Source organism: Leclercia tamurae (assembly GCF_025566055.1).
Taxonomy (GTDB): Bacteria; Pseudomonadota; Gammaproteobacteria; order Enterobacterales; family Enterobacteriaceae; genus Enterobacter; species Enterobacter tamurae.
On record NZ_JAMHKS010000053.1, the window covers coordinates 1 to 4420 of the forward strand.

The window sequence follows — 4420 nt, forward strand, 5'->3', positions numbered from 1 at the left end:
CGACCTGCTCAACGACAGCTATTTTAAAGGATAGAGGATAATCACGTTGGGTACGTTTGAACTCAGTCATCATCACGTTCTCCGGATTTAAGTCAGGAACGTGTCAACGCTATTCAGGACGGGTCACAGATAATAAAAAAGGCTGCATTCGCAGCCTTTTTTTATTCGCGCCAGAGGATGTGGCACAACTTGTGGTCTTTCTCGCGACATAGCAGGACGCGGGCAAAGATGTCGTTAATCTCACCGCCGTCGGTATCGGCCAGACCAATCACCACTTCCGCGAAAAAGTCCGGGTTCAGGTCGAAATCGACATGCTCGGCCCAGTCTTCAGACGGGTCGAACAGCTCGGCACCGCCACGCTCTTCAAACTGCAGATTAAAGAGAATCACGTCTGCCGGATCGAGATTATCGACGGCCAGTTCGAGGAAGATATCGTAGGCCTGCTCGAGCGTTTCGTCTTCGGTCAGGCGATTGTTCAGATCCATTTCCATGATGACTACCTGTTTAACATCGTTGGTTGGGCACGTTTTACAGCAACGGACTAAAGAAGTAAAACAGTCGTTCGGTAATTCGCTGCCACAGCGGTCTTTTCACCCACAACCGTGCGTCCAGCAGGCGCGAGCGGGAGATATAGTCGTCCTGCACCGCGGCCAAATCGGCGCCAAAACCGGCGTCATCAATTACCAGGGTGATCTCAAAATTGAGCCACAGGCTGCGCATATCCAGGTTCACCGTCCCCACCAGGCTGAGTTCGCCATCCACCAGCACGCTTTTGGTGTGCAGCAGGCCACCTTCAAACTGGTAAATCTTCACCCCGGCGGCCAGCAGTTCGCTGAAGAAGGCCCGGCTGGCCCAGCCCACCAGAACCGAATCGTTCTTGCGCGGCAGGATGATGCTGACATCCACCCCGCGCTGGGCGGCGGTACAGATGGCGTGCAGCAGATCGTCGCTCGGCACGAAGTAGGGGGTGGTCATGATCAGATATTCGCGGGCGGAATAGGCCGCGGTGAGCAGCGCCTGGTGAATCAGATCTTCCGGGAAGCCCGGACCAGAGGCAATGGTGTGGATGGTATGCCCGCTGGCCTGTTCAAACGGCATGATGTTGGCATCAGGCGGCGGGGGCAGAATGCGCTTGCCGGTTTCGATCTCCCAGTCGCAGGAGTAGACAACCCCCATTGCGGTGGCGACCGGGCCTTCCATACGTGCCATCAGGTCGACCCACTGGCCCACACCGGCGTCCTGTTTGAAGAAGCGCGGGTCCACCAGGTTCATGCTGCCGGTATAGGCGATGTAGTTGTCGATCAGCACCATTTTACGGTGCTGGCGCAGGTCCATCCGGCGCAGGAACACACGCAGCAGGTTTACTTTTAAGGCTTCGACCACCTCCACTCCGGCATTGCGCATCATCGACGCCCAGTTGCTACGGAAAAAGGTTACGCTGCCGGCGGAGTCGAGCATCAGACGGCAGTGAATACCCCGGCGTGCGGCGGCCATCAGGGATTCCGCGACCTGATCGGCCATCCCGCCCGGCTGCCAGATGTAAAACACCATCTCGATGTTATGGCGTGCCAGCTGAATATCGCGGATCAGCGCATGCATCACGTCATCGGAGGTGGTCATCAGCTGAAGCTGATTGCCTTTGACGCCCGCAATGCCCTGGCGGCGCTCGCAGAGCTGAAACAGGGACGCCGCGACGTCGCTGTTCTCTTCGGCAAAGATATGTTTGCAGGATTTGAGATCGTTGAGCCATTTGGCCGTCGAAGGCCACATGGCGCGGGCACGTTCCGCCCGGCGTTTACCGAGGTGAAGTTCGCCAAAGGATAAGTACGCGATGATGCCGACCAGCGGCAGGATAAAAATAATCAACAACCATGCCATGGCGGAAGGAACGGCTCTGCGCTTCATCAGGATGCGTAATGTTACCCCTGCGATGATCAGCCAGTATCCCAGAATGAGCAGCCAACTCACCACGGTGTAGAAGGTTGTCATAATAAAAAATCCTTTTGAAAGCGTATTGTTAAGAGTTTACGCGTCAGGATTTTTCTGGCAAATAAAAACGCCAGATAAAAGCACTGGTTTGCCGCAGGCAAGGGTCTATAATGAGCGCTCTGTTTTAGGAAGAGTTGTTAACATGAAGCGCAGTAGAACAGAAGTAGGGCGCTGGCGCATGTTGCGACAGACAGGTCGTCGCAAAGCGCGTTGGCTGGAAGCACAATCCCGCCGTAATATGCGTATCCACGCCATCAGAAAATGCAGTACGAACCGTCATCGCAATGCGTTACTGTTCGCCGTTCAGGATTACTGAATGACACAAGGGCACCCTTTGAGGTGCCCGATGTTTTTTAAAGATTCGCTATTTCGAAAAGGAGGATGAAGTGTTTGCGGATTTTGGTGTGCTTAATTTCTGGACCTATGTTGTTGGAGCCATTTTCATTGTTCTGGTTCCGGGTCCCAATACTCTGTTTGTCCTAAAAACCGGCATTGGTCACGGCGTCAAGAAAGGCTATCTGGCGGCCAGCGGCGTGTTTATCGGTGATGCGGTGCTGATGTTTCTCGCCTGGGCCGGGGTCGCGGCGCTGATTCAGACCACCCCAATACTGTTTGATGTGGTTCGCTATCTCGGGGCGTTCTACCTGTTATGGCTGGGCGGGAAGATGCTCTGGTCGGTGATCCGGCATAAACAGCAGGGCGAAGCGGGCGGTATCGAACCGGCAAAAACCATCATGAAACGCTCGCTGGTGCTGAGTATGACCAATCCGAAAGCGATCCTGTTTTATGTCTCGTTCTTTGTGCAGTTTATCGACGTACAGGCTAACAACACCGGCGTGGCGTTTATGATCCTCGCGATCACGCTGGAGGTCATCAGCTTTATCTATATGAGCTTCCTGATTTTCTCCGGGGCATTTGTCACCCGTTATCTGAAAACCAAAAAGAAACTGGCGAAGCTGGGAAATGGCTTAATCGGTTTGTTGTTTGTCGGGTTCGCGGCGCGGCTGGCGTCCCTGCACTAACGAGAAAAGGCTCCTGATAAGGAGCCTTTTTTTATTCTAGAAAACTTTTTTAAACGGCTTCACTACGACGTTATCATATACGCCAGCCGCCACATACGGGTCGTCCTGCGCCCAGGCCTGTGCCGCTTCGAGCGATTCAAACTCGGCAATAACCGTCGAGCCGGTAAAACCGGCCGCACCCGGATCGTTGCTGTCGACGGCAGGCAATGGCCCTGCAGTCAGTAATCTGCCTTCGTCATGCAGCAGCTGTAAGCGTGCCAGATGGGCAGGGCGCACGGAGAGGCGTTTTTCCAGAGAATCAGCAACATCTGCAGCAAAAATCACATAAAGCACAGCGGAGCTCCTTAACCAATAAAAGTGTGAATTACGTTATGTGAAAGTGCAGGGGACTGCAATGTAAAGATAGCCACTTTGTTAAAACCCTGCGCACTGCGTGCCTTTTTTCGCCTGCCGGACGGTTTATTCAGGCGAAGTTTAACTGGCTTATTGAATATGATTGCTATTTGCATTTAAAATCAGGGCCTGGCTTTTTAACTGAAACGATTATGACTTCAATGACCCTTGAATTACCTCGCCGCTTTCCCTGGCCGACGCTGCTGTCCGTCGCAATTCATGGCGCCGTCGTTGCGGGTCTGCTTTACACATCGGTAAATCAGGTTATTGAAATGCCAGCGCCCGCGCAGCCGATTTCTGTGACCATGGTGACGCCTGCGGAGCTGGAGCCCGTGCAGGTAGCGCCACCACCGGAACCTGTCGCAGAACCCGAGCCGGAACCGGAACCTGAAATCGTTCCTGAACCGCCTAAAGAAGTGCCGGTGGTGATCCCGAAACCGGAGCCCAAGCCTAAGCCAAAACCGAAGCCGAAACCAAAACCGGTGAAAAAGGTGGAAGAGCGTCCGAAGCGTGAAGAGCGCCCGGTCGAGCCTCGCACTACTCAACCGGTTGAAAGAGCTGCCCCGACTCGCCCGGTGATGAACTCGTCCCCGGCCACCGCTAAGCCGGTTGCGACAGCCCCCTCCGGTCCGCGTGCGCTGAGCCGTAACCAGCCGGTTTATCCTGCGCGAGCGCAGGCATTACGCATTGAAGGGCGTGTCCGTGTGAAGTTTGACGTGACCGCAGACGGGCGAGTGGATAATGTTGAAATCCTCTCCGCGCAGCCGTCGAATATGTTTGAGCGGGATGTGAAAACCGCGATGCGTAAATGGCGATACGAAGCCGGTAAGCCAGGCCGCGGGCTGATTGTGAATATCGTTTTCCGCCTGAACGGCGGGGCACAGATGGAATGACTAGTCCTGATATAGGTTGACAGTTTTCTGCCTGTAAAACGCCTGATGAACCTCATCGGGCGTTTTGTATTTCAGGGCAAGATGCGGCCGCTCATGGTTATAGATTGCCACAGATTCTTTTAC

6 protein-coding genes are annotated in these 4420 nt (G+C 54.3%); 3 read left to right on the forward strand and 3 right to left on the reverse strand.

Annotation, left to right across the window (positions count from 1 at the left end; translation table 11 throughout):
* Window positions 1-161: 161 nt before the first annotated feature.
* Window positions 162-491, reverse strand: a complete 330-nt coding sequence (locus M8318_RS00300; protein ID WP_039030677.1) for an HI1450 family dsDNA-mimic protein — start codon at window positions 489-491, stop codon at window positions 162-164.
* A gap of 37 nt (window positions 492-528) precedes the next feature.
* A complete protein-coding gene (gene cls / locus M8318_RS00305) occupies window positions 529-1989 on the reverse strand; it encodes a cardiolipin synthase (protein ID WP_262660586.1) in 1461 nt (486 codons plus the stop codon).
* 142 nt (window positions 1990-2131) lie between these two features.
* Between cls and M8318_RS00310 the strand changes: the two genes are divergently transcribed.
* Both M8318_RS00310 and leuE read left to right on the forward strand, forming a co-directional pair.
* Complete coding sequence (locus M8318_RS00310) at window positions 2132-2305, forward strand: YciY family protein (RefSeq protein WP_146145509.1); 174 nt, start codon at window positions 2132-2134, stop codon at window positions 2303-2305.
* Between the two features lie 70 nt (window positions 2306-2375).
* Window positions 2376-3011, forward strand: a complete 636-nt coding sequence (leuE, locus tag M8318_RS00315) for a leucine efflux protein LeuE (protein ID WP_262660587.1) — start codon at window positions 2376-2378, stop codon at window positions 3009-3011.
* A gap of 36 nt (window positions 3012-3047) precedes the next feature.
* Here leuE and M8318_RS00320 read toward each other — a convergent pair whose 3' ends face one another.
* A complete protein-coding gene (locus M8318_RS00320) occupies window positions 3048-3344 on the reverse strand; it encodes a YciI family protein (protein WP_262660588.1) in 297 nt (98 codons plus the stop codon).
* A 221-nt stretch (window positions 3345-3565) separates the two neighbouring features.
* On the opposite strand from M8318_RS00320, the gene tonB reads away from it, so the two are divergent.
* A complete protein-coding gene (tonB, locus tag M8318_RS00325; RefSeq protein WP_262660589.1) occupies window positions 3566-4297 on the forward strand; it encodes a TonB system transport protein TonB in 732 nt (243 codons plus the stop codon).
* Window positions 4298-4420 lie beyond the last annotated feature (123 nt).